At 60.1% G+C, this 25,778-nt stretch carries 14 protein-coding genes; 6 read left to right on the plus strand and 8 right to left on the minus strand.

Annotation, left to right across the window (positions count from 1 at the left end):
• Nucleotides 1-20: 20 nt before the first annotated feature.
• From J2045_RS02575 to J2045_RS02595, 5 genes are all read right to left on the minus strand, one after another.
• Nucleotides 21-1,538: an oligosaccharide flippase family protein gene (locus tag J2045_RS02575; RefSeq protein ID WP_307369050.1), complete on the minus strand. Its 1,518-nt coding sequence runs from the start codon at nucleotides 1,536-1,538 to the stop codon at nucleotides 21-23.
• Between the two features lie 103 nt (nucleotides 1,539-1,641).
• The gene (locus J2045_RS02580) at nucleotides 1,642-1,839 is read right to left on the minus strand and encodes a hypothetical protein (RefSeq protein WP_307369053.1); all 198 of its coding nucleotides are present in this window, start codon (nucleotides 1,837-1,839) and stop codon (nucleotides 1,642-1,644) included.
• Between the two features lie 19 nt (nucleotides 1,840-1,858).
• On the minus strand, nucleotides 1,859-2,536 hold the full coding sequence (locus J2045_RS02585) for a sugar transferase (RefSeq protein WP_307369056.1): 678 nt from the start codon (nucleotides 2,534-2,536) through the stop codon (nucleotides 1,859-1,861).
• A gap of 266 nt (nucleotides 2,537-2,802) precedes the next feature.
• On the minus strand, nucleotides 2,803-4,185 hold the full coding sequence (locus J2045_RS02590; protein ID WP_307369059.1) for a hypothetical protein: 1,383 nt from the start codon (nucleotides 4,183-4,185) through the stop codon (nucleotides 2,803-2,805).
• Nucleotides 4,186-4,274: 89 nt separating this feature from the next.
• Entirely contained in the window at nucleotides 4,275-5,414 is a 1,140-nt protein-coding gene (locus J2045_RS02595; protein ID WP_307369062.1) for a glycosyltransferase, read from the minus strand.
• A 222-nt stretch (nucleotides 5,415-5,636) separates the two neighbouring features.
• On the opposite strand from J2045_RS02595, the gene J2045_RS02600 reads away from it, so the two are divergent.
• Together J2045_RS02600 and J2045_RS02605 are read left to right on the plus strand one after the other, a co-directional pair.
• A complete protein-coding gene (locus tag J2045_RS02600; protein WP_307369065.1) occupies nucleotides 5,637-6,617 on the plus strand; it encodes a glycosyltransferase family 8 protein in 981 nt (326 codons plus the stop codon).
• A 71-nt stretch (nucleotides 6,618-6,688) separates the two neighbouring features.
• Nucleotides 6,689-8,056, plus strand: a complete 1,368-nt coding sequence (locus J2045_RS02605; protein WP_307369068.1) for a glycosyl hydrolase — start codon at nucleotides 6,689-6,691, stop codon at nucleotides 8,054-8,056.
• Between the two features lie 206 nt (nucleotides 8,057-8,262).
• Here J2045_RS02605 and J2045_RS02610 read toward each other — a convergent pair whose 3' ends face one another.
• Nucleotides 8,263-9,051, minus strand: a complete 789-nt coding sequence (locus J2045_RS02610) for a LuxR C-terminal-related transcriptional regulator (RefSeq protein WP_307369071.1) — start codon at nucleotides 9,049-9,051, stop codon at nucleotides 8,263-8,265.
• A gap of 233 nt (nucleotides 9,052-9,284) precedes the next feature.
• Entirely contained in the window at nucleotides 9,285-9,926 is a 642-nt protein-coding gene (locus tag J2045_RS02615; protein WP_307369074.1) for a Crp/Fnr family transcriptional regulator, read from the minus strand.
• 884 nt (nucleotides 9,927-10,810) lie between these two features.
• Here J2045_RS02615 and J2045_RS02620 point away from each other — a divergent pair.
• Genes J2045_RS02620 through J2045_RS02635 form a run of 4 tightly spaced genes read left to right on the plus strand, consistent with a single transcriptional unit; the run spans nucleotide 10,811 to nucleotide 25,047 of the window.
• On the plus strand, nucleotides 10,811-12,730 hold the full coding sequence (locus J2045_RS02620) for a non-ribosomal peptide synthetase (RefSeq protein ID WP_307369077.1): 1,920 nt from the start codon (nucleotides 10,811-10,813) through the stop codon (nucleotides 12,728-12,730).
• Nucleotides 12,727-20,868 carry a non-ribosomal peptide synthetase/type I polyketide synthase gene (locus J2045_RS02625; RefSeq protein ID WP_307369080.1) on the plus strand — a complete coding sequence of 2,714 codons (8,142 nt, stop codon included), beginning with the start codon at nucleotides 12,727-12,729 and terminating at the stop codon, nucleotides 20,866-20,868. The genes J2045_RS02620 and J2045_RS02625 overlap by 4 nt, the downstream gene beginning before the upstream one ends.
• Nucleotides 20,865-23,411 (plus strand): condensation domain-containing protein, encoded by a 2,547-nt coding sequence (locus tag J2045_RS02630; RefSeq protein WP_307369083.1) that lies wholly within the window; start codon nucleotides 20,865-20,867, stop codon nucleotides 23,409-23,411. The genes J2045_RS02625 and J2045_RS02630 overlap by 4 nt, the downstream gene beginning before the upstream one ends.
• A 1-nt stretch (nucleotide 23,412) precedes the next feature.
• Nucleotides 23,413-25,047 (plus strand): glucosamine inositolphosphorylceramide transferase family protein, encoded by a 1,635-nt coding sequence (locus tag J2045_RS02635; RefSeq protein ID WP_307369086.1) that lies wholly within the window; start codon nucleotides 23,413-23,415, stop codon nucleotides 25,045-25,047.
• Here J2045_RS02635 and J2045_RS02640 read toward each other — a convergent pair.
• Nucleotides 24,999-25,733: a 4'-phosphopantetheinyl transferase family protein gene (locus tag J2045_RS02640; RefSeq protein WP_307369089.1), complete on the minus strand. Its 735-nt coding sequence runs from the start codon at nucleotides 25,731-25,733 to the stop codon at nucleotides 24,999-25,001. The genes J2045_RS02635 and J2045_RS02640 overlap by 49 nt on opposite strands.
• Nucleotides 25,734-25,778 lie beyond the last annotated feature (45 nt).

Below are 25,778 nucleotides of genomic sequence, written 5' to 3' on the forward strand. Positions count from 1 at the left end.
AATCTGTTTGGGCATGACATTCATGGCTTCACTCCCAGGTCAGCCACCGCCGCGAGCAGGAGGCCGCCGGCCACCTTGTGCAGCACCGCGAGCGTGGCGAAATAGACCAGGCCACCGGCAAGGACCTGCACGATGTTTGTCAGCAGCCCGTTCGCGACCGACTGCGCGGCCACATTGCCAAGAAGGAAGACCGTGATCGCCATCGCCGAAACCGCAACGGCAGGATGCGCACAGCCGCGCAGAACGCGTGGCCAGCTCACGGCCCCATAAAGGCTCTGCAGCCATACAGAAACGGCGAAGGAGAAGACGGCAGCGATACACTGCCCCAATGCCGCCGCCACCATTCCGAAGGGTGCCAAGAGCAGGATCAGGCCAATCGACACGAGGCTGTTCACCAGGATGGCACCAGGGACCTTGCGAATAGCGCCGGTCAGGGAAAGCAACGGCTCCGTGATGGATCCAGGCATCAGCAGGATCTGCTTGACCGCCAGGAGACTGACCAGGATGGCCGCAGGAGCCCAGGCCTCCCCTAGGGCAAGATGAATCAGCGTGCCCGACATCAGGGCGAGGCCGATATAAACAGGTGCCGAAATCACCATCAACACCACGAGAAACGTCGTTGCCTTGGCTCCAATTTCCGGTGAGGCGCCCGGTTCGGAGACTGCGACCTTGCGCAGGATTGCCCAGGCCAGCTGCCGTGCCGGTTCCGCCACGAGGTCGGCAAACGCCGACACGATGCGTTCAGCCGCACGGTAATAGCCGGCCTCGGCGAGGCCGAGCACGCTGCCGACAACGAGCGTACCCGAGTAGGACCGCATCAGCACAAGAAGGCGGGTGAAGGTGATATGCCGGGAGTATTCGAAGAGCTCCCGGAGGAACGCGGTGTGAAGGGTAAGCCTCGGCCACCATTTCAGCAGCGCGATTGAGGCAGTCACCGTCACGGTCTGGTTGACAAGCCGCCCCCCGACGAGAGCAAAGATGTTCCAGCCATATAGCAGGCCGAAAATGGTCACCGCGGTGGCGATGAGCTCGGCGGCAATCCTGATGATGCTGAGGGCCTTCAGACGACCATCGGCGATGAAAATGCCCTCGCAAACGGAGGAAAAAGGTGTCGGCAGCAACCAGGCACTGAACAATGCCACCAGAAGAGCCTCCTGCGGCATATCCAGGAAAACGACAAGAACCGCCGCTGCGGTCGCACCGATCACCATGGCCCCGGCACCGGAAATAATCGCCACGGTTGCGATCTGATCCAGCCGATCACCGTCATGATTGGTCTTCATCACGAACTCGCGCCACCCCCCTTCTGCCAGCACGACAAGCAGGGCGACCAAAGCTGCGACATAGGAAAAGAGACCGAATTCCGCAGAGGCAAGCGTGCGGGCTGCAACGACGAAGGTCGCGAGCTGGGTAAACTGCATGACGATCTTGGCCCACAGGGTCCACATCGCCTTCCCGACGACGGAACGCGCAATCGCCCCCACCCGCAGGGAAGACGCCGCCCCGGAAAGCCACATGCAAGTTTTGGAGATCATCATCAGCATCAGCTTGCTGCCTTATTCTGCGTCTATCGTCGTCGTCGGCTGCAAGAATCGGACGCCGGATCGTGGGCGCAGCCGGGAGCGACGATGACTTCAGACTTTATTGACCAGTTTTCGATAGAAACGTGTCTCCTAGGTCGAGCTTCGTTCGGATCCGCAACATGCCGGCATCACGTTCCGAGTTCGCCGAAGCTGCGGGATTGGTGAGGGACTTGTCCATGAGCGAGGTCGCTTTGAAATTCCAACTCAGATGGCTGGCCTTGATAATCTGCCTGACCTTCTGGGCTGCCGTCATCATCTGGGTCGCCTGATCCGGATCAGCGCTCGTTCTGCGCAAAGAAGACGACCGCGATCGTCTTGAGGATGATCAAGAAATCGGTGCGCATCGAGCACCTGTTGTAATAATCGATGTCGAACTCCACCCGTTGTTGGTAGGACGTATCCGCTCGTTTCGAGACCTGCCAGAGACCCGTCAGGCCAGGCGTCAGGGTGAGATAGCAGTGGACATGCGGGCCATAATGCTCCAGCTCCGCCGCCACGATCGGCCTGGGGCCGACAATGCTCATGTCTCCGGCCAGGATATTGAAAAGCTGCGGCAACTCGTCCAGGCACGTCATCCGGAGGTATTTCCCGACCCAGTGCACGCGCGGATCGTTCTTGAGCTTCTGTGTCTCACGCCATTCTTGAAGGAGGACCGGATCACTGGCGAGCAACTCGCTGAGCACCTTTTCCGCGTCCTTGCGCATGGTGCGGAACTTCAGGCAATTGAACGTCCGTCCTCCCCGTCCGATCCTCTCGTGGCGGAAGATGATCGGGCTCCCGTCGACGATCAGCAGCGTGACGGCAACAAGCACCAGGACCGGAAAGAGGAAGATCAGGGCAAGGAGCGAGAAAACGATATCGAAGGCACGCTTGAACCCGCGCCGGCTCGCCTGTCCGGACGACAATTCACTCTCGCAACGCTGCGCAAAATTACCCGAATACAAAGACATCATTTGACCTCATGCAGGATACAGGCTGCCTGTGAAGATGCGAGGAGGCAATTGATCCTGATAGCCAGCGGCTCGCCTGATATAGGTAGACACCTGCCGGTTTTTTCCGCCGAATAGGCAGTGGAACCACACCCGCAATACCTTGGCGAGCAAGAACATCACGCGCCAAAGCCCGGCCTTTTGAGCCGGTTTTCAGCCGGATCGCAGTGGGACTTCATTGTTCGGATGGGGCAAGGGAGCTGCACCTCCGGATCATCGGCAAAGGAGCGTCAGGCTGCCACCGTCTGCGGGATACGCCCCCTGACGGCCAGAGCCCCCTTCAGCCCCGCCATGATGAAGAACACGAGCCCAAGATCGACGGTAGATCCGGAAATCAGCGCACCGACGAGAAGGCACAGGCAGCCGTTTCGTGCGGCGATCCCAACATCGTCCTCAAAACTGCGAGGCACACCCTTCGGCAGGACAATCGACGTCGCAAGGAACATCAGGAAGAAGAAGGTTCCGGGAATCCCCACATTGGACAGCAAGGCGATGGCAAATGAGGAGGTTCTGGCTGTCCCGAGCCCGACCCCGAAGCCGTAGGACCCAAAGAAATTGGCAATACCGTACGCATTCCAGGTCCCGCGCTCGATTGCCGACAGCGAAGTCGGCTTGCTCAGAAGTGTGATGTCGATGAAATTGTAGACGGTCGCGTAGAAGTTCTCGTTCAGGGCCAGCAGGAACCCGACAGCCAGTGCCGCCACGGGCAGGCTTGCTACCACAAGGGCACTCGCCCTGGTCCCGGATGCGCCGCCGGCCCGGAAAATGCTGCTGACATAGAGGATCGCAAGGCAGACGGGCAGTCCTGCGATACCGCTTGAGGATGTCGAGCGGACGATCATCAGGCAGGACACCAGAAACAGGAGCCCGCTGATCTTGCTGTAGCGCCCGCAGATCCAAAGGCTTCCGCAGAAGCCGACCATCCCCAGGCTTGCGCCGGCAAAGGCCGAGGCTTCGGGCCATGATCCGATGATGCGGCGCATGCCGGCCACGATCTCGTCGACATGAAACGTGTAGGAGGCGTTGCGGATGTAGGAAAACAGGGAAACGAGCGGTGTGCCCGGACTGACCATATCCGCCACGCCGAAGAAGATGTTTGCGGCGGCAAAGCCCATCAGTCCGATCGTCACATGGCGAAATCCTCGGGGCCTCGACGCCACCGACAGGATAAGGCAGAACGTCACGAGATCCGCGAGGAGATACACCGCCTGGGTGAAGTTGCCACTGACCGGGCCGAGCGGAATGATGCCTTCGGGATTTGGCATGCCGCCGGTCCCGATCGGCACGATGTCCATCGTATTGGCCAGCAGGCGCGGCGCGAAATAGCCGGTGACGATACCGTAGACAACCAGCAATGCCAGCCACATTGCCGGAGACGACCGCAATATGGCATCGACCATCGGCTGGATTCCGCCATGCAGCCACATCACCGAGATCATCATAAAGACGATGAACAGATGCGCGGGCTGGATGCCGGTTGAGCCAAATATCAGGGCTGCAGCACCGCCCAGAACAGGGAAGATGGAGAAGGCGATGACCGTTGCCCCCTGACCTCTCAAAAGACAGAGGATACCAATGATCAAGGTCAAAACACCGATTGGCTCGACGCTCATCAACTACTCGTCCTGTTCGACGCCCTCATCGACCGCGAGGGGTCATAGACACGTCTTCCTCGTCACATTGGTCCGGCACCCATATTCCGCTATGGGGCCTCGTCGGGGAAGTCAGCCTTCCGCAGTAGGTCGCGGCTGATCAGGACATGCGCCCGGACATATTCGTCGACACCCAGCCCACCAGGGGCCATCCTGCCCTGTGCCCGCACGGCCATTTCAAGCATTTCGTCCGGTTTGCGCCCGACCTCCAGCAGCGCATCCGCCAGCGCCATCGGATCCTGGGGCACCACATAGCGTACCGCCTCTTCGGGAAAGTAAGCCCGAAGCCCTCCCGTATCCGACGCAACGATCGGAAGACCCGCCAGCGCGCCCTCCTCGATCGCCGTAATCCCGCTTGCGTGCAGATTGGGCTTGAGCGGCACGCAGAGCACGCTCGCCTTTTCCATTTCGGCCATGAGTTCGCGAGTGTGCCTGGCCCGTCGGACTTCAACGTTCGGAATGTTCCTGACCAGCCTCTTCGCCACGGTGCCCGAAAGAATGACGACAGAGAGCTCCGGCTTGGCCTTGGCGGCAGCAACCAGCGTTTCCCAGTCCCGATGCCTGTCGTTGCCAATTGCCAGCACCCGAACGGGACCTGGCCGTGACCGCGGTGCGATCTTGGTTTCCGTCGGGATTCCGAAGGGGACGAACCGCACATCGGCACCCGGAAACAGTTTGCGAGCCACCTCAAGGTTCAACGGCGAAAGAAACGTCAAAACGTCCACCCTTGGAACAAGGCCTGCATAGAGCGTCCGCTTGAGCCAGGACAAGGAGAACCAATGATCAAACAACCAGACCGTCTGGCCGATGATTTTGGTGCGTGTGCCCGTCAGCTTCGCCACCGCAGCAACAGCAAGATACTGTGACTCGGTGTGGGTCCAGATGACATCGACCTCTGCAAAAGCCTTTCTCTGCCGCCAGGCATGAAGGAAATCGAAGCCGAGAATGGCACGAAGACCATATCTCGCGAGCTTGGACAAAGGCCCCTCATGGCACCCCTTCGAGAAGGTGACGGAGCAACCAAGGTCGTTTGCCCGCCCATAGCCGTAAGGGGTGGCGTCATTGATACCGACAAGCGTTCCGGCAGCCCAGCCTGCCCGCCAACGCTCTGCATCCTTGTTTTCAGCCAGATGAACAAAGACGCGAATGGGACCTTCGGACGGCGAACGATGTGCATCCTCTACCGGCATTATAGGAGCACCAAATCAAAATCAAACACGACCACACTCCGACAAACAAAACCAAAACCAACCCAAAATAAAATCCAGGAAAAAATGGTTATTTCGACACTTCACAATTCAATACAACATCAAAAACACGCAACATCACAATAAAAAACATGAAGAAGCTCCATTGAAGCGAAAAAGAAACCATTGTAACCTTTTCTAATCGCAGGCCGAGGGATATCGACCATGAATTCTCAATGCATCGTCTACGTGACAGATGAGAACTATTTCTTTCCGACCGCCATATCGGCCATGCAGGCCAGAAAAGCAGCGAGCCAGGCAACGGATGTCGTCATTGTCACGACGGAAGCATTTCACAACAAGTCAGGCTGCGAGCGCTTCTGTCACACATCGAACATCCTCCTGCTCGATGGCTCTCAATTTCTGGCAGAAAAATTCGCCCAAGTCGATCGTCGGGAATTTGGCGGAAGAGTGAGCATAGCCGCCATGGGTCGACTGCTTCTGTCGGATCTACTACCGGATCACTACGAACAAGTAATCTATATCGACGGAGATACCCAAATAGTGGGAGACCTTACACCTTTGGAGGAATTCACCGTCCCGAAAGGCAAGTTTCTCGCAGCACCGGACTATGTCTCGATCATCCAGGCAGCGAGCAAAAACCAGCCTCATCACTACTTCAATTCCGGTGTCCTTAAATTTGACCCTAGGGCATGGATCGGCAAGGCCGCCTTTGATTACTTCGTCGCCAATGGCGGACACCTTCATGACCAAGGCGCCCTGAACACGGTTTCAGGCGACTCATGGATTCGCATGTCAAGCCGCTGGAACTTCCCGCGACAGTTCCTTCATCTGACGACAGAGCAACCGACCATCCTGCACTTCGCCTCCCATCCGAAACCATGGGACGGCGTGTACTTCCCGTGTACATCGCGCCAGACCGCCCCCTATGTGCAGGCCCTGCGTGAACACGAATACCTTCGACCGTTCGTCCGCAGGATCTCCCTGGCCAGACGCACGGCCTACAAGCTCAGGTCGCTGCGCCATCAACTCACCTGTCAATGGCCGACGGCGGACACTCTCGCCGAGATGGAAAGCCTGCGGCGTGTGGTGGGGGACTGGAGCTGCGATAGAGCCTTGTTTGCAGCTGCCGAAAAAGACCATGCGGGCATGGTTGGCAATGGCGTCGCGGTCGCCATCTCGTGATCGGAGAGCCGCGATGCATGTCTTGCCGTGATGCATGTCTTTATGAGCAGTATTGGGAAATGAGGTTGATCATGCATGCAGGTAAACTCACCGAGGTCGGCCGCAGGCTCCTCGCCGTTTCGGTCGGGCTTGCGTTCTCCGTGACAATGTCGACCGGCGGGACAGTGCATGCCGCAGAGGTTTCAGCCAGACCAACGGCAGAATTCCTGAGCAGCATCGGCATCGTCTCGACCTTCGACGACAGAGGACAACCCTACGCGAAAACGCTGGAGATGCTGAAATATGGCGGATTTCGCTGGCTTCGCGGCGGAATTGAAGGGGTGAGCGAAATCGGCCCGCTGACGATCGAGACCTTTCTGTCCCTTCATCGTGAAGCCGGCGTCAAGATCAGCTGGGGGCTCGGAAGCGGTAGCGGCGATCTTGAAGGACTGATCGCGACAGGGCGCATTCTGGCAGAAGCAGGTGCACTGCTGGCATTCGAAGGCAACAATGAACCGAACAACTGGCCGGTTGTCTACAAGGGTAAGAAGGGTGGAGGCAGAGGCTCGTGGCTGCCCGTCGCCGAGTTGCAGGCCGATCTCTATCGCGCGGTCAAGCAGGACCCTCTGCTGGCCGCCTACCCCGTCTGGTCCATCTCTGAACCGGGCGCCCAGACCGACAATGTCGGCCTGCAATTCCTGCAGATCCCACATGGGGCGGGCACCCTGATGCCGGACGGGACGCGCTTCGCCGATTATGCCAATGTCCATAACTACATCTACCACCCGAATGCGCCGGACCCATCCGACAACAAGACCTGGGACGCAGCCGATCCAGGCATCAGCTCCCCCGTCGACGGTCTCTACGGAAACTTCGGAATGACATGGGCCTACAAGTATCAGGGGCATACGGAAGACGAACTGGCGACACTGCCCAGAGTGACGACCGAGACCGGGGTGGCCATAAAGGGTGAGGTGGACGAGGCCTTGCAGGCCGCCCACCTCGTCAATCTCTACCTGGCGCAATTTGCACGAGGCTACCGCTACACCTCGGTTTATCTCCTGCGTGACCGAACAGACGAGCAGGGAAATCAGACCTACGGCTTTTTCCGTCCCGATTACTCACCCAGAACGGCCGCAATCCATCTCCACAACCTGACCAGCATTCTGGCAGACGACGGCATGAAGGAAACGCCGGACAGCGTCGATTACACCCTGGAGCCACAGCACGACACTGTGCACGACCTGCTTCTGCAGCACAGCGACGGCACATTCCAGCTCGTGCTGTGGGGAGAGGCCCTCGAAGGGCAGAATACCACCACCATCAAGCTCGGCAGACGGGTCGCGACGGCAACAATCTACGATCCGACGACAGGAAAAACTCCCGTTGCAGAGGAGAAGGATGTCTCCGAGATCACCCTGACACTCGGAAACCACCCGTTCGTGATCATGTTTCGATAGATGACGGGATGCATTCCAGTGGAAGCACTTGCCCCGGACCTTTTGCACAATGGTGAACGCCTGCCCGGTGGCAGGCTAAACCTCGGCAACAGTCTCACGCCGAGCGCATCGAGCTTGCAACAAAAGCGAAGCGGCCATTCAGTCTGAGTGAATGGCCGCGATGACAGGGCGAAAGCAAAAAGGTGTCGGCCGTGTTGGGAGCAGGCCTATTTCAGTTTGAACGCCACCTGGGTACGGTTGGTGACATTGAGCTTCTTCATGATGTTGCGGATGTGAACCTTGACCGTGCTCTCGCACAGGTTCATTTCATAGGCGATGATCTTGTTTGCCTTGCCACGACGCAGCGCTTCGGCCACCTCGATCTCGCGCGGCGTGAAGTTCTCGTTGACATAGCTGGATCCCTTGACCACCGAATTCAGCGCATCCCGGCTGGCCAGAAGGCTGCTCACGGGAATGAAGACGCCGCCAGCGCGCGCAAGGGATATGGCCTCTGCGGCAACACTGATGTTGACGCTCGTTGGAATGTAACCACGCGCACCCGCATCGATCGCACTGAGCAGGTCACCAAGGTCATCGGATTCCTGGATGACGATGACCGGACTGAGCTTGAAAGCCGCCGCGACCGCCTTGATCTTGTCGCACGCGCCCTTGTCGCCAGACTTCCCGCCGGTCAGAACGAGCAGGATCGCCGCCGGATCACTCTCTAGCTTGCGGCCTCGCCATTCCTCAACCGACCCGGCAGTCAAGATGCGCATGCTGGGGTCGTAGCTGGAGAGGCTACGAGACAAACATTCGCGATCCAGAACCCGGCTGTCCAGGATCAGGACATACTCATCCAGTTTCATATCAACTGTCTGATTGGATGACAGGCTACTGAGATAGTCTATATCGGCCTTCTTCAATTTATCGATATTGTGCGAGGTCGACGCATATGCACTCATTTTAACCCCCTCAATTCGCTTAAAACTCACCGATCGCTCGGTACAAAAGGTCACGCCATCTACTTATGCTGGTCGATGCCGCTATATTTACTTTATCCTATCAATTCATACGGGTGATTTTTTCACAGTTTTGTTAGCAGCGCATTAACCCAAGTTAATTAACGGCAAAGAAGCCATATTTTCACCAAATTTGGTCGCAGCGACAGAACAAGACCATGCTTGCGTCATTTTTGACTAAATAATTGTAGGACAATAATCTGCTGATCGTTGCACCCGACAGCTTTTCACTAGCGGTCGGCATGGCCGATACTGGCATCCGGCACGCTGAGGTAGCTCGGCTCGAAATCAACAATTTCCATGAGCTTGCGCCGGTTCAGAAACTCGACGATCCCATTGCGAAACGACAGAAGACCAGCCACCCGCATGTCCTTGAGAACGCGGTTGACATGGACGGTTGACAAGCCCAGCGCATCGCCGATCTCGGCTTGCTTGAGCGGACACTCGAAACCATCCAGCTCCGGTCTGGATGCATTGCCGGCGCGCACGGCAAGCTCAAGCAGCAGGTGACCGGTGCGACCGAAGGCATCCCTCCGCCCGATACTTGCTAGGCGCTCCACCATTCGGGCATGACGCTTCATCATCTCGACGGTCATGATGAAGGGCAGTTGGGACGCGCCTTCACTGCCCTGCCCCGAGAGCTGGCCGGCGAACTCGTAGCATGTCACGGGCGATATCGCCTGAACGCTTTCCTGGGACATGAGCGCCGAGGCGGACGACAGCACGTCTCCATGCAGCGAAAAGTCGGTGACGATCCGGGTGCCGTTCGACATTGTGCGACTGGATACGACCCATCCGCTGCTGATGAAGAGAATTCTCGACGCATCGGTTTCTGTGTCGAAGATCGTGGCACCCGGTGCAAACCGGCGCATAGAGGCACCCGGCGGCTTCTGACCACTTTTGTGGTAGTCGAAACCTATCGTGTTTAAGCCATTCCAATGCTCGTTTACCACCATGCAGTAACCCGCGCGCATACGCCCTCAAAGGCGATCAAAACACGATCAAAAAACATGTTCATGACACTATCACTTTCGGATCATAACGATCGGGATCAATACTCTTCAAGTGCGACAGCGCCTAAAGGCGACAGAATGAAAGCAATCTCGAAAGGAAAGTGTTCTATCGGATACACCCGAATTGCTTAGATCACTTACCTTCACTTACCGGAAATTGGCGCCCAATCCGATAAGTTCGGGCCATTAGACTACCCTTTCGGAGTAAACACGATACATCTAAAGAATTAGCTCACCTGTCCGGTTGGGTTAAAAATATCGCCGAAAACAAAGCTTCAACGCCTCCAACCGAAAGCACGTCGCGACTGGCACGACGCTGTAGCTCTCTTGTCCAAGCGGTGGTTACCTGCGGAACAGTCAATCCGCCATCTTTCTCCGCTGTGAGGCCGACCTTAAAAGCGGCGTGGCAAACTGAAGGTGGTTCATTGCCCTCGCAATCCCTGACAACAGCAATCTCCATACGTTGAAATCGTCCCGAGGCCCCGTCCCTCTGATCATTGCCGGTCCGCGCCGCCAGTTGGCGGAGGCGATAGACAAGGCACCGATAGGCTGCACGCCTACCCAAATGGATTAGACCGGGAAGCCGAAGACCGTCCGCTCTCACCCCAATGACCAACTTTCCATTTCACGTACGCGTGAAATTCTGGCGTCGTGGAAAAGGCCGCGTTTGAAGCCTTGCCGACATGTGCAGGCCTGAGGTTCCGCGTTCGGGTCGGACAGAAGCGTTGAAGCAGGGAAAGCCGATGATGGGTATCCAGCATGTGAAGGGTGCAGATTTCGACAAGGGGGGAAATCGAAGCGTCGGCCCGCGCTACGATGGCTCGCTGGGCGTTCCCGAAATCGTCAGGCAGCACGCGTCCTCGCGTCCCGATGCGATCGCCGTGATATGTGGCGACGCCCGTCTCACCTATCGTGAACTCGACCAGTTGTCGGACGCGCTGGCGGGCTATCTGATGGCGCGAGGCGTCGAAAAAGGGGATATCGTATGCCTCCTCGTGCCGAGGGCCTTGACGACGGTCGTCGCGAAGCTTGCCATCCTCAAGGCAGGCGCGGCCTATCTGCCCCTGGACCCTGCCTATCCGACGGACCACCTTCATTATGTTCTGGCAGAGTGCAACCCCAAGGTCATCCTGGCGGATGCGGAACAGGGCATCGATCTCTCGGCGCTCGCTCCCGTCGCCGGCAGTGTGGTGGATCTGCCGCGCCTGCTCGCGCAACTTGAACCCGGCAACGCCGATCGGCTGCCGATGCTGGCCGGAACGGACCTCGCCTATGTGATGTACACCTCCGGCTCGACCGGCCGCCCGAAGGGAGTGGCCGTGCCGCACCGAGGCATCACCAGATTGGTGCTGGACCAGAACTTCATCGAGTTTCGTCCCGGCGACATCGTGCTGCATTCCACAACCATATCCTTCGACGCCTCGACCGTTGATGTTTGGGGCACCCTTCTGAACGGCAGCACGCTCGTGATCATGCCGAAGGCGAATTTTTCGCTGACGGACATGCATGATCTGATCCGGACCCACGATGTGACGATCGTCAACTTCACCACGGGCCTCTTCAATCTCTTCGCCGATCATGCAGACGTCCACCTGCCTACACTGCGTCATGCCATCTTTGGAGGCGAAGTCGCGTCCGCAGCGCATGTACGCCGCTTTCTTTCGGCCTACCCGCACTGCGCTCTGACGAATGTCTACGGCCCGACCGAGGCGGCCTGCATCGCCACGACCTTCACTGTACCGAAGGATTTCACGGCAACTGAGCTGCCGATCGGACAGGCGATCTCCCACACGCAGGTCCTTCTGCTCGACGAGGAAATGAATGTCCTGCCGCCGGGGATGGAGGGACAGATCGTCATCGCCGGGGAAGGCTTGGCCCTCGGATATTTCAACCGTCCCGACCTGACCAGCGAACGCTTCGTGACCATCGAGACCGATGAAGGTCCGCTGCGCTGCTATCTGACCGGAGACCTTGGGCTGCTTGATGAGCGGGGGCTCTTCCATTTCAGGGGGCGCAAGGACCGTCAGGTCAAGATCAACGGCAAGCGGGTCGAGCTTGAGGAAATCGAGGCGACGCTGCGCAGTCACCCGCGGCTGCTCGAAGCGGTCGTGGAATGCAGGGAGCCTAGCGGCATCAAGAGGATCATCGCCTATCTGCGGCCGCGCGATCCCCAGGATCTGACCAACCCCAATCTGGTTCCCGCCGTCATGGAGCGTCTGCGCAACACGCTGCCAGCCTACATGATCCCGAGCGCAGCGATCGTCCTTGCCGAATTCCCCCTGACCCGGGCCGGAAAGATCGACCGTTCCAAACTCCCCATGCCGCCAATCGAAGATGTGAAGCAGGCCGCGCCGCAAAGTCGCAGCGAGGAAATCCTCACCCGCCTCTGGCGCGAGGCCCTGGGGCTCGATGCCATACCTGCAGACCGGAACTTCTTTGACCTCGGAGGAACCTCCCTTCAGTTGATGCGGGTCCATGCGGGACTGGAAATAGAACTCGGGCAGCGCTGTGAGGTTCTGGCCCTCTTCAAGCATCCGACGGTTCAAGGCATGGCGCGGTTTCTGGATGGGGGAGGCTCGCCCACGACGCGATCCACCACGGCAGATCCGCGTGCCGCCTCCCAACGCAGGACCATGTCGCAGTTTCGGCGGACTACTCCATGAGAGAGAATGATAGGCCCATCGATACAGGCTTGAGCGATGCGCTGGCACACAGCGAACCGCTGCCGGACGGCATTGCAATCGTTGGACTTTCGGGCAGATTTCCAGGTGCGCCGAGCGTGGCCGAGCTCTGGCGCCTGGTTGAACGCGGGGGCAATGCGTTTCAGGTTTTCTCCGCCGATGAGATCGAGGATTCATTCACTGACGAGGAACGGGCCTCACCGGACTACGTCGCGTGCCGACCGCACCTGCCCGATGCCGACCGGTTCGATGCGGAATTCTTTGGCATGTTCGCGCGCGAGGCGGCGCTGACGGACCCCCAGCATCGCATCTTCCTGGAGCTCTGCTGGGAGGCTCTGGAGATCGCAGGATACGATCCCTATCGCGCGCCCGGCATCGTCGGCGTTTTCGCCGGTTGCTCGATGCCCACCTATCTGCTCAACAACGTGATGGCCGATCGTGCCGCCGTCGAAGAGGTCACCTCGAACTACCAGATCGGCTGCTACAGCCAGTTGATCGGCTCCATCGGCGACGCCCTGTCGACCCGGGTGGCCTATAAGCTCAACCTCAAAGGACCGGCCTTTACGCTGCAATCGGCTTGCTCGACGTCATTGCTGGCCGTTTCCCAGGCGTGCCAGAACCTTCTCACCTATAGTTGCGACATGGCACTGGCCGGCGGCGTCTCGGTGACGATCCCCCAAAAACGCGGCTACATGTATCAGGAAGGCGGCATGGTTTCCCGCGACGGGATCTGCCGCCCCTTCGACGCGGACGCGTCTGGAACGGTCTTCGGCAGCGGTGCAGGCGTCGTTCTGCTCAAGCGGCTTGAGGATGCGATCCGGGACGGCGACCAGATCTATTCGGTGATCCGCGGCTATGGCGTCAACAACGACGGATCCGACAAGATCGGCTTCACCGCCCCAAGTGAGGATGGACAGGCAGAGGCCATCAGTGCCGCGATGGCGCATGCGGGTATCGAACCGGCGACCATCGGCTACATCGAATGCCACGGCACGGCGACGCCGCTCGGCGATCCGATCGAGTTCGCCGGCCTGGCAAGCGCTTTCAGCGACGCGCACGACCAGAGGGAAACCTGCGCGCTGGGCTCTCTCAAGGGAAATATCGGTCATCTCGATGCCGCAGCCGGCGTGGCAGGCCTGATCAAGGCAACGATGGCGCTCCATCACCGCAAGATTCCCCCCATGCCGAATTATGCGGCGCCCAATCCGCGCATCAAGCTGGGGGAGACACGCTTCTACATTCCGCGCGAAGCGATGGACTGGCCTTCGGGCCAGACCCCGAGACGGGCGGGTGTGAGCGCATTCGGTGTTGGCGGAACGAACATTCACGTCGTGTTGGAAGAGGCGCCGGCACGGCAGGAGGAAAGGGTTGATGAGCACGGCCCGATCGTTTTGCCTCTCTCTGCACGGACGCAGGCGGCCCTGGTCGAAATGCGCGGCAATCTTGCCGGCTACCTGGAGGCGAACGGCGATGTATCGCTGCGGAAGGTGGCGCGGACCCTTCAGCAGGGCCGCTCCGATTTCAGGTTGCGCACGGCGATCGCGGCTTCAACGGTCACCGATGCAGTGGCGCAGCTCCGGGCCGACAGCTTCGTTTCGAGCGTTGCAGAAGACAGACCACCGCCGATCGTCTTCATGTTTCCCGGACAGGGCTCACAATATGTCGGGATGGGTGCCGAGCTCTATCGCAGCGAACCGGAATTCGCCCGTTGGATCGACCGTGGGACGGAGCTGCTGAAGCTCCGCTTCCGGATCGATGTGCGCGACTACATCTGCCACAGCGGCCCCGTAAGTGCAGCCATGACAGCCGAGCAGCGCGAGACGCGGATAGCCCAGCCCTGCCTCTATCTGGTCGAGTATGCGCTGGCCCAGCTCTGGATGAGCCGCGGCCTGAGGCCGGATGCCATGATTGGTCACAGCGTGGGCGAATTCGTCGCCGCAACGCTCGCCAATGTGATTTCCTTTGAAGATGCGCTGACACTGGTGGCCACACGTGGTCAGCTGATGCAGGATCAGGCGCCCGGGGCAATGCTTTCCGTTCGCGCGGCGCCAGAGACCTTGCGGGAATTTCTGACGGGACAGGCCGAGATTGCGGCCATCAATGCCCCCAAGCTGTGTGTCGCATCAGGGCCGACCGACGACATAGAGGCTCTCCGCTCAGTCCTTGAGAAGGCAGGAATCGCGTCCAGCCGCCTTCAGACGTCCCATGCGTTTCATTCTGCCATGATGGAGCCCTGCATCGACGCACTGCGCGATGTTGCAACCAAGGTGACATACGGGCGCGCGACAGTTCCCTATGTATCCTGTGTCACCGGTGGTTGGCAGAATGACGAGCTTGGATCCTCGCCGGACTACTGGTCAAGACATTGCCGTGAGCCAGTGCGTTTCGCCGAAGGTCTGGAAACGCTGTGCCGGGATCAAAGCCCGGTGCTGCTGGAGGTCGGGCCCGGCAGGACCCTTTCGGTCTTCGCAGCCCAGACGATCGGACGAGGCGAAGTTGGTGCCATCGTGCAATCGCTTCCGGAACACGACAACGGCCAGGCAGCGCAGCGCTTTCTGGCGCAGGCCCACGGCCGGCTATGGATGGCGGGAAGCAATCTGCCCTGGCCCGCCCTACCCGACGACGACCAGCGGGTGCTCCCGCTACCAACCTATCCATTTCAGCGCCAGCGGCATTGGATCGACGCGCCAGCGTCGGTTCGACGAGCATCTGCGGCAAGGCCCGCCCCCATGCCGGCGCAGCCAGAGACAAACAAGAGTGAATACATTGTGAAAAGTGAGGTGGAGACCATGAACGCCATCAGTTCCATCACCATCCCGGATCGTCAGGCGGGATTGGAGACGTCTCTCCTGACGCTTTTGGGCGACATGTCGGGCGAACCGATCGACGCCAGCAACAGGAGCGACAGCTTTCTCGAACTCGGCTTCGACTCCCTGTTCATCGGTCAGTTTGCCCAGAAGATCGACAAGCAATATGGCGTGAAGATCTCGTTCCGCGAACTTTTGAGCAACATTCCATCGATTGCGGCTCTCGCCCAATATCTCGACATGAAGTTGCCGCCAGAACCCGTCGCGGCACCGGTTGCGGCAGTGGCGCCCGTGCAGCAGGCTGCGGCGACCGTGCCATCTCCAGCGATCGGTTTTTCGGCAGCGATGCCGGCAATTCAGCCTCAGGCGCAACCGAGTTCCGCAACCCTGCCCGCCGTCGCGCATGCCGGCGTCGTCGATGGCAGCCTCCAGTCTGTCCTGCAATCTCAGCTCGCCCTGGCGCAGACCCTGTTTTCGCAGCAGCTTCAACTGCTCCAAGGCACAGCCCAGACCATCCCCACGCCCGTGATCCATGCAGTGCAGGCGACACCGGCAAGCCAGCCCACGCCCGCCGCAGCACTTAACGACAAGCCAGCGACGATTTCAGCCAGTGAGAACGCCGTGGAGATTGGAGGCGATCGGTATCGCCACTATCAGCAGGGAGGCAGATCGGCGGCAACAGAACTGACCCCGGATAAGGAAGCCTTCATCAATGACCTGATCCTGGCCTATTCCAATCGGAACAAGGGGTCGAAGGCGTATACGCAAGCGCATCGGGCCCGTCTGGCAGACCCGCGAACGGCCTCCGGGTTTCGTGCGGAATGGAAGGAAATGATCTTTCCGGTCGTCTGCGACCGCTCAAAGGGCGCGCGGATCTGGGATGTCGATGGCCATGAATACATCGATCTGGTCAATGGCTTCGGCCAGACGGCGTTCGGGCATGCACCCGACTTCGTCGTCGAGGCGATGAAGGAGCAGATGGACGCCGGATTTGCCATCGGCCCGCAGACACCGCTGGCCGGCGAAGTCGCCGAAATGATCGGCACCATGATCGGCCACGAACGCGTCACCTTCTGCAACACCGGCTCCGAAGCCGTGATGGCCGCGATGCGCCTTGCTCGTGCGGTCACCGGTCGTGACCGCATCGTCGTCTTCGCCAATGATTATCACGGCCAGTTCGATGAAGTTCTGGTGAAGGGCCGGGCCCGCACCAGGGAACCGGTCGCTCTGCCGATCGCGGCCGGCATTCCATCCGGTTCCGTCGGCAACATGGTGGTTCTGCCCTATGGAGCACCCGAAAGCCTCGACTGGATTCGCGCCAACGCGCCGGATCTGGCCGCAGTCATCATCGAACCGATCCAGAGCCGGCACCCGGAACTGCGTCCACGGGAGTTTGTCCGCGAACTCCGCGAGATTACCACGGCTGCCGAATGTGCCCTCGTCTTCGATGAAGTTGTGACCGGTTTCCGCGTCGATCCGGGCGGCATGCAGGCCATCTGGGGCATTCGCGGCGACATGGCCACCTACGGCAAGGTCGTCGGCGGCGGCATGCCGATCGGGGTTCTCGCCGGTACAAGCCGGTTCATGGACGCGCTTGACGGAGGGCATTGGGATTTCGGTGACGAGTCCGTGCCGAGCGTGGTGCCGACCTTCTTTGCCGGGACGTTCGTGCGCCATCCCGTGGTGCTCGCCGCAGCGCGGGCCGTGCTCCATCATATCGCGGGCGATGGTGCAGCGCTCTACAGCCGCGTCGCCAACAGGACAGAGGCGCTGGTCGAGGAGATCAATGCGGAACTCGCCAAGCGGGGGATCCCGCCATGTCTCCGCGGCTACAAGAGCTGGTTCGTCACCGACTTCACCAGCCAGGACCCCTTGGGCGGCTTGCTCTACCCCTATCTGCGGATGAACGGGATCCACATTCAGGACGGCTACCCCTGCTTCCTCACCACGGCGCACAGCGAGGAGGACTTCAAGACGATTGCCCGCGCCTTCCGCGATGCCATCGATGCCCTGCAATGCGTCGGCATTCTCGCGCCGAAGGGCGGGAGCGAACTGGCCCCGTCGCTGGTGATGGGCAAGCAGACCATGCTCACCAAGGCCGAAAGACCTGAGAGCGCCGCATTGACGGAGGCACAGTCCGAAGTCTGGCTCGCCGCGCAGGCGGGTGACGAAGCATCCTGCTCCTTCAATGAGTCCCTGGCATTGTCGCTGGACGGACCTCTCGATGAGGCGGCGTTCCTCACCGCATTGAAGATGGTGGTGGACCGTCATGACGCCCTGCACATCCGCTTCGACCGCAATGGCGCACGGTTTGGCTTCATTCCAGACTTCGTCCTGCCGCTCGACCGAGTGGACATCAGCACAGAGCAAGACCCGCAAGGCGCGCTGGAAGAGCTGATCGAACGGGAGGCGACGATACCGTTCGACCTCGTCAGCGGCCCGCTCGCGAGGGCGCGGCTCGTGCGCATGGCCAGTGACCGCCACGTGTTTGTGTTTACAGCGCACCACATCATCTGCGACGGCTGGTCTCTGAACGTGATCATCAGTGAATTGGCGGCGACCTATTCCGCCCTTCTGAAAGGCGAAACGATATCGCTCGAACCGGCCATGTCCTTCGCAGACTATGCCACCAACCATGCCCCGAGTGCGGATGTCAGCCGTGATACGGCGCGCTTCTGGCAGGAGCAGTTCAAGGATCTGCCCGAGCCGGCAGACATGCCCTTCGACAGGCCTTACCCGGACCGGCGAACATTTGCCGGGGGAACCTGCACGGCCATGATTCCGACCGAGACCTGCAGGCACATCAAGAAGCGCGGCGCCCGCATCGGCGCAACCCTGTTCTCGACGATGCTGGCCGCCCTGCAGGTGATGCTGGCACGGCTCTCGGACCAGAAGGACGTTGTCATCGCCGTGCCATCGGCCGGACAGAGCCTCGTCGAGGACAGGATCCTCGTCGGCCATTGCGTCAATCTCTTGCCTCTGCGCCAGACCGTCGATCCCCTGACGTCATTCGAGGATCATCTGAAGCGGACGCAGCAGCTTGTCCTTCAGGCCTTCGAGCATCAGGACTATACTTACGGAACTCTGGTGAAGACGCTTGGCGTCAAACGCGATCCGCGGCGACTTCCCCTGACAGGGATCCAGTTCAACCTGGAACGGGTAGCAGCCGATGCCGAGTTTGCCGGACTGCAGGCCAGGATCGTGCCGAACCCGAAGCAGTTTTCGAACTTCGACATGTTCCTCAACATGATCGAGAGCGCAGACGGCATCCGGATCGACGTGGACTACAATGCAGACGTTCTGGACCGCTCGACAGTGGATAGGTGGATCGGTCACCTGATGACCCTGGTCACCGCGCTGGCCGAAGACATGCAGCAATCCATCGCCCAGATCCCGCTGCTGTCGCCGAGCGAGAGGGACTGGTTGGCGCGAGATTTGAACCGGACAGAGACCGATTATGACCGTGATCAGTTCGCTTTTTCGCTTTTCTCTGAAAAGGCGCGGGCGATTCCGCAATCCATCGCCGCACGCCATGCCGGGCAGACCATCACCTATGGTCAGCTCGAGCATCGCTCCAACCAGTTCGCCCGCCACCTGCGCACCATCCTGCCGCGCCCGGGCGAACGGGTGGCCCTGTTGGTCGACCGTTCGATCGACATGCTCGTCGCCTTGCTCGGGATCATGAAGGCCGGCCATGCCTATGTCCCGCTCGACCCGGGCCATCCGGAACCTCGCTTGCGTGAAACGCTGGCGACGGCGCGCCCCTCAGTCCTGGTATGCGACAGCGATCATGGCGCAGCATTGGCAGGCCCGGGCATGACAACGGTCCGTCTCGACAGGATCGGCGACATCATGGCGACGCTGTCCGGTAACGCATTGGCAGAATTGCCGACGGACACGGGGAGTAGCGCCTATGTGATCTTCACGTCGGGCTCGACCGGCACGCCGAAGGGTGTCGCCATATCGCACCGCGCCCTTACCAACTTCCTGCAGTCCATGGCGAAGGAGCCCGGCTTTACAGACCGCGATGTGCTGGTGGCAGTCACGACGGTGTCCTTCGACATCGCCGGGCTGGAACTCTATCTTCCTCTCATCGCCGGTGGCAGCATCGTGATCGCCGACCGCAGCGAAGTCGAGGACGGCTTTGCGCTGGTCCGGCTGATCGATCGGAGCGGAGCAACGGTACTCCAGGCGACACCTACGCTTTGGCAAATGCTGGTGGAGGCAGGTCTGGATGGCAACAGGCCACTCAAGAAGCTCTGCGGCGGGGAAGCACTGCCAAAGGCGCTGGCACAGACCCTTTCGAGCATGCAGGGCGAACTCTGGAACATGTATGGCCCGACCGAAACCACCATATGGTCTTCGGTTGCGCACATTGCGGACCCGAATGCGCCGATCACGATTGGCCACCCGATCGCCAATACCCAGCTTCATATTGTCGACGCGGATGGCCGTTTGGTTCCACCTGGCGTTACAGGCGAACTCTGCATCGGAGGTCATGGCCTCGCCGAGGGCTATTTTGATCGCCCCGATCTGACAGAGGCCGCCTTTGTCGTCAGGGACATCGGCAACGGCCTGGCGCAACGCCTCTACAGAACAGGTGATCTGGGTAAGCGTATGGCTGACGGTTCGCTGCAACTGCTCGGTCGGCGCGACAACCAGGTCAAGCTGCGGGGCTTCCGGATCGAACTCGGCGACATCGAAACGGTGATCTCCCAGGTGAAGGGCTTGCGTCAGTGCGCTGTCGTCGGAGCACGCAACGGCAAGGGCGAAACGGTCCTGGTCTGCTACTTCGTCGCCGAACCGGGGACGCCGGGCGCCGATAGCGCAGAGCTTGCCAAGGCAGCCCGCGCCCGGTTACCAGCCTATATGGTTCCAACCGTCTGGGCGCTGGAGACGGAGCTTCCCCAGACCGGCAACGGAAAGCTCGACCGCAAGGCACTCGCCTCTCGCGACATCCGCCGCGGACCGGTGGAACAGGTTGCCAAGACCAAGCCTCGGACAGCCTTGGAAGAAAAACTGTGGTCCATCTGGAAGAGCGTCCTCGATGTCGAGACGCTTGGTGTGGACGACAATCTCTATGCGATTGGAGCCGACTCTCTGATGATCTTCCGCATTGCGGCCCGGATGCTCGATGCCGGACTTCCACTTGAGGCCAAACATCTGCTTCGCCATCCCTCCATCGCGGAACTGGCCGCCTATGCGGAAGAGCTGGAAGGCACCTCGCCCGCTGCTGCCGTTGAACCTTACCAGGTTCCCTCTCTTGCAAGCTTCCGCAATGGCGCCCGTCGCCGGATCGAGAGCCTGTCATGAACCAACCCGATCATCCCGCCGGGCTCTCGCGGACCGACCCCGATGTGATCGCCGAGTTTCCATGCACCCAGACCCAGCTGCGGTTCTGGGTGCTGGACCAGTTGCAGCCTGGAAACCCGTCCCTCAACGTCGCCGTCCGATGGGAGCTCCGGGGAGCATTCAGATCCTCGACGATCGAAGCCGCCTTCCGCAAGATTATCCAGCGCCACGAGATCCTGCGAACCCGCTTTGTCGAGCGAAACGGAAACCCGTGGCAACAGGTGCTCGATGCGGTCGACTTCAAGATGTCGGTCATCGACCTGCGAAACATGCCGGCGGGACAGCGCGAGCAGCGGATCCTCTCGATCGGCGAAGAGACCGCCTCGGCTCCCTTCGACCTCGCACGCGGAGGTCTCTTTCGCGTCACCCTTCTGATGGTCGAGAACAACAGGGCCTTCATTCTCATAACCGTCCATCATATCTGTTTCGACGGTTGGTCGATCCGGGTTCTCGGTCGCGAGCTGGGAGAGATCGCGTCGGCCATCGATGCCGGACGGACGGCCGAACTGCCGGAACTACCTCTGCAATACGGTGACTTTGCCCTCTGGCAACAGGAATACATGGCGGGTTACGGCTTCGGGTCCGAAGCCGACTTCTGGAGGAACAGGCTGAAGGACGCCCCCTATTTCGAGGTGCCGACCGATCACCCGCGTCCAACATTCAGGACAACCAGCAGCAATATCATCGCTGTGTTGAAGCCCCAGGATTTCGGCACCCGTCTTGAGCAGGCCGCACGCGACCACCGCGTTTCCCTCTATGCCTATGGCGCTTCGGTGATCAGCGCCGTCCTGCATCGCTTTACCGGTGCCACGGACATTCTGTTTGACACCCAGATCGCGGGGCGGGAGCAATCGGATCTGGAACCGATGATCGGCGTCTTCATCAACAATCTCGTGATGCGTCTGCCCGTAAATCCGCAGGCCTCGTTCGAAGAGCATCTTCGCCAGTCTGCCGATTCCGTTCTGTCGGCGGTCAATCACCAGCACATGCCCTTCAACAAACTTGTGGAGTTGATCAACCCGGTCCGCGATCCCTCGCGGAACCCGTTGGTGTCGGTAAACTTCAACCAGTCAAAGGCCTTTCTGGAAGACCGTCGCTATGGCGACTTCGAACTGATCAGTGCGCCTTCGCAATCGCCCGGCGCGATTTACGACATCAGTTTCAGCCTGGTTGGGAGGCCATCTGGCTGGCGCATGTCGATCGAGTACAATACCGATCTGTTCGAGAAGAGCACGATGGAGCGATTGCTGCAGCTCTGGCAGGATGTCTATGATCAGGCGCTCAACGATCCGACAGCGCCGCTCGTGCCGCTGATGTCACCGATCGACTTGGCGGAACCGGCGGCCGGGGCCAATCAATCCTCCCTGAGCATTGACGAAAACGGCCCGTCACCCACGCCTCACAACCTGAGGACCGGTTTGCCGGCAGCAACAGCCATCGCCAGCGCTGCCGAGATCGCACAGCGCATGGGAAAGATCTGGGCCGATGTGCTCGAACTGAGCCAGGTTGCACCGAAAGACAACTTCTTCGCTCTGGGCGGCCACTCACTGGCTGCGATCCGGATGCTGTCGCGCGTTCGGGACAGTTTCGGCGTCAAACCGGACCTCGCTCAGCTTTTCAAGGACCCGACGCTGGAAGGTTTCAGCGAGTTCGTTTTCCGCAGCCTGATGGCTACGGCGGCGAACGCTCCGGTCCAGGTCACCAATCCCTGGAAAATCACGCGGTACAAGACCGGAACCGGGCCCTATTCCGTCTACACACTGAACCATCCGTTTCACTACCACCGGCTCGCCAATACCCTGGATGATCGGATCTCCGTCTATAACGTAAACATGTTCGGAGCGACGGTCGAGGAAACGTCGGCAAATATGCCTCTCGAACAGATCGCGGCTCAGGTCGTCGAGGCCATGCAGGTCGACGCCCGGAAGGGGGGCGTGGCGCTGGTCGGATTGTGTGTGAACGGCGTCCTGGCTCTGGAAGTTGCCGCACAGTTGCAGGCAGCCGGCGTCGACGTGGTCTTCACGGCGATGATCGATTCCTGGGCGCCTGGCTATTCCCTGCCGGTCACGCAGTTCCGCCGACGTCTCTGGAAGTTCGGACGAAGGCTCGATCGTGCACGCTATCTGGTGCGCAAACTGCTGAGAGGCCGGATCAAGCCCCTGGCATTCTTGAAGGAATTTAAGGCGACACGCTGGATGTTGAAAAGGCTCGGCATCCGTTCGGCCACTCCAACCGCCGATGAAACGACAACCACACGCGTCATCGATTTTCTCCTGAGAGCCGCGCAATCCTATCACCCTCAGCCGAGCAGTTCATTGATGCTGTTCAGGAGCGAGGCAAATTCTCTCTGGGCGAAGGGAATTTCGTTCGGGTGGCAGCCTGCAGAGATTGCGATAACCAAGGTCATTGATCTGGCAGGCTGGCACGAGGAAGCGCTTGGCTCCGGCGGTGCCCGGACGCTGGCAACGTCCATCGAAGACGGCCTCTTTGGCGAGCGTCGGTGACATGGACAGCTTGGTCACCAAGGCTGGCAAGACGGGCACACGGTCGCCACCAGCAACCGTTCTGCGGATCGGTGTCCTTGTCGACCGGCCGGATCATCTGGAGAATTGGCAGCTCAGGATCATAGATCGGATCCTGGAAGACAGCCGGTTCTGCCTCGCGTCCATCCTGGTGAGCCCGGCGCCCGCAGATCGCGGCAAGGCGTCCAAGCTCCTGCAGCTGGCCTTTCGGCTGGAACGGTCGACCCTTGGCCGCCAGCCCAGCTATCACCCAAAGCACTTCTCTCTTGCCGACCTCCCATTCGAGCCGGTCCACTCGCGCGTCTCGGGTGGTAGCGGCCAGAAGCTCGATCTTGTCCTCTGCCTGTCGGACGGGGGATTGAACGAACCGGCAATCGCCGACCTGCGTTTCGGCGAGTGGCATTTCTCCTTCTCACGGCATGCTTCCGCTGGCGCAGACTGGTTCGGCTATGCCGGAGTTATCGAACGAAGCCCGGTGACGGAGATGCATATCGAGGTCCGACGAGACGGGGCGGCAACGGACTGCATTCTGGCTACGGCAGCCTTCAACACGAAGTTCAGCGCGGTCCGCAACGGCGACTTCATCAAGGAGCGCGCTGTGACCCTGCTGATGCGGGAACTGCGCTGCCTGGCAGATACCGGCGGGATGGAGCTGGCTTCCCCCCGCCCGGAGAGGAAAGCCGCACCCAGCCCGCCAACCGGTCGGCAACTGGCGCGCTATGCCGCAACCCTCTCGAGGAACCTGTTCGCCCGCGCGGTGGAGGCCGTGCAGGCCAAGCTGGGCAAAGATGCAGCTGCCTGGGCTCTCTATGTCGGAGAGGGGCAGCCGCAGGATTTCGACCCACGGACCGCCGTGCCGGTCACCGCGCTCGGCGACGAGATCCGGGCAGATCCGTTCCTTGTCGAGCATGAAGGGCAGACCTACGTTTTCTACGAGGCCCTGGAGCCTGGCCAAACCAAGGCGCATATCGCTGTCGGACGCCTAATCGGCAACACGCTGGAAAGGCTGGGGATTGCCTTGAAATGCGACCATCACCTCTCTTTCCCGTTCGTCTTCCGCCATGACGGACAACTGTTCATGATGCCGGAAACCAATCAGGCACGACGTCTGGAAATATGGCGCTGTACCGAGTTTCCCCTGCGCTGGGAGTTGCATTCAACTGCCCTCGAAGGCCTCTCGTCAGCCGATAGCACCCTGACGCTTTTCCGCGACCGGTGGTGGCTGTTCACCAATATCTCGGATTTTCATGCCTATGAGGATCACTGCAGCGAATTGCATCTCTTCGAGGTGGATGGCCCGGATCTGAAGCGCGTCGTTCCGCATCGGCACAATCCCGTCGTCATCGGCAGTTCGGTCGCCCGCAATGGCGGTCGGCCGTTCGAGCATGCCGGAAAGCTGTTCCGACCATCCCAGCGCAACGAACATGGCATCTATGGCTATGGCCTGAACATCATGGAGATCGAGCAACTCGATCTGGAAACCTATCGCGAGCGGTGCCTTCGCACCATAGAACCGGATTTTACGCCCGGTCTGATGGCCTGCCACCATCTGGACGCAGCAGCGGGACGCTACATCATCGACGTCTTGCCCGGCCAATTGCCGGGATCACCGCGGTAGCGAAGTTCCACCCTTGCGCCGCGTGACAGGACGGCAACAGCGCCACAAAAGCCGCTGGGCACATCAAGGCCGAGCAGAACCCAGTCCTCAATGCTTCCGATCGATGGATCCACTCGCCGCAGCATGGGCTGCTGGTCATCAATGAGCGAGACATCAAAACTGTCGAGCGCCAGCGACAGTCCGAGACCGGTCGCCTTGACGAAGGCCTCCTTGCGCGTCCAACCACGAAAGAAGGCCAGAGTCCGGTCGCCCGGCGGCAAGGTCTGCAGTTGGGCACACTCCGCCTTCGAAAAGAAATGCCCTGCAACATCCTCCCCGAACGTCCGGACTTCTTCGATATCGACACCGAGTTCAAAGCCGCGCGACACGGCCAGAACAGCCTGCCCGGCACTATGGCTCAGATTGAACCGAACCGGGCCCTGACCCGGCGCGGCAAGCTCCGGTTTTCCCTGGGCATTGTAGGAGAAGGAAAGTGCTGCGGGAGCCGAACCGACATATTGGCCGAGAATACTCCGCATCGCGGCCCGACCGCCCATATAACGCCGGGCGTCCTGCGGCTTCACGAAGCGGGAGGCCCGCTCCTTCTCGTCGCCCGACAAGATCTGAAGCGCGCTCATCTCGTTGCTCCCCCAGTCGTCGAGCGACCAGGTCCAGATGTCGACTGCGAAGAGATCGGCAGACGTCATGCGCAGACCGCGCGGCGAAATGACATAAGGCGGCGAGCATTCCAA

This window comes from Peteryoungia aggregata LMG 23059, assembly GCF_030814435.1.
Classification (GTDB): Bacteria; Pseudomonadota; Alphaproteobacteria; order Rhizobiales; family Rhizobiaceae; genus Allorhizobium; species Allorhizobium aggregatum.

Coding starts and splice junctions, on each gene's coding strand:
- J2045_RS02575 (WP_307369050.1), bottom strand. CDS start 1,538: ATGATGATCTCCAAAACTTGCATGTGGCTTTCCGGGGCGGCGTCTTCC.
- J2045_RS02580 (WP_307369053.1), bottom strand. CDS start 1,839: ATGATGACGGCAGCCCAGAAGGTCAGGCAGATTATCAAGGCCAGCCAT.
- J2045_RS02585 (WP_307369056.1), bottom strand. CDS start 2,536: ATGATGTCTTTGTATTCGGGTAATTTTGCGCAGCGTTGCGAGAGTGAA.
- J2045_RS02590 (WP_307369059.1), bottom strand. CDS start 4,185: ATGAGCGTCGAGCCAATCGGTGTTTTGACCTTGATCATTGGTATCCTC.
- J2045_RS02595 (WP_307369062.1), bottom strand. CDS start 5,414: ATGCCGGTAGAGGATGCACATCGTTCGCCGTCCGAAGGTCCCATTCGC.
- J2045_RS02600 (WP_307369065.1), top strand. CDS start 5,637: ATGAATTCTCAATGCATCGTCTACGTGACAGATGAGAACTATTTCTTT.
- J2045_RS02605 (WP_307369068.1), top strand. CDS start 6,689: ATGCATGCAGGTAAACTCACCGAGGTCGGCCGCAGGCTCCTCGCCGTT.
- J2045_RS02615 (WP_307369074.1), bottom strand. CDS start 9,926: ATGCGCCGGTTTGCACCGGGTGCCACGATCTTCGACACAGAAACCGAT.
- J2045_RS02620 (WP_307369077.1), top strand. CDS start 10,811: ATGATGGGTATCCAGCATGTGAAGGGTGCAGATTTCGACAAGGGGGGA.
- J2045_RS02625 (WP_307369080.1), top strand. CDS start 12,727: ATGAGAGAGAATGATAGGCCCATCGATACAGGCTTGAGCGATGCGCTG.
- J2045_RS02630 (WP_307369083.1), top strand. CDS start 20,865: ATGAACCAACCCGATCATCCCGCCGGGCTCTCGCGGACCGACCCCGAT.
- J2045_RS02635 (WP_307369086.1), top strand. CDS start 23,413: ATGGACAGCTTGGTCACCAAGGCTGGCAAGACGGGCACACGGTCGCCA.
- J2045_RS02640 (WP_307369089.1), bottom strand. CDS start 25,733: ATGACGTCTGCCGATCTCTTCGCAGTCGACATCTGGACCTGGTCGCTC.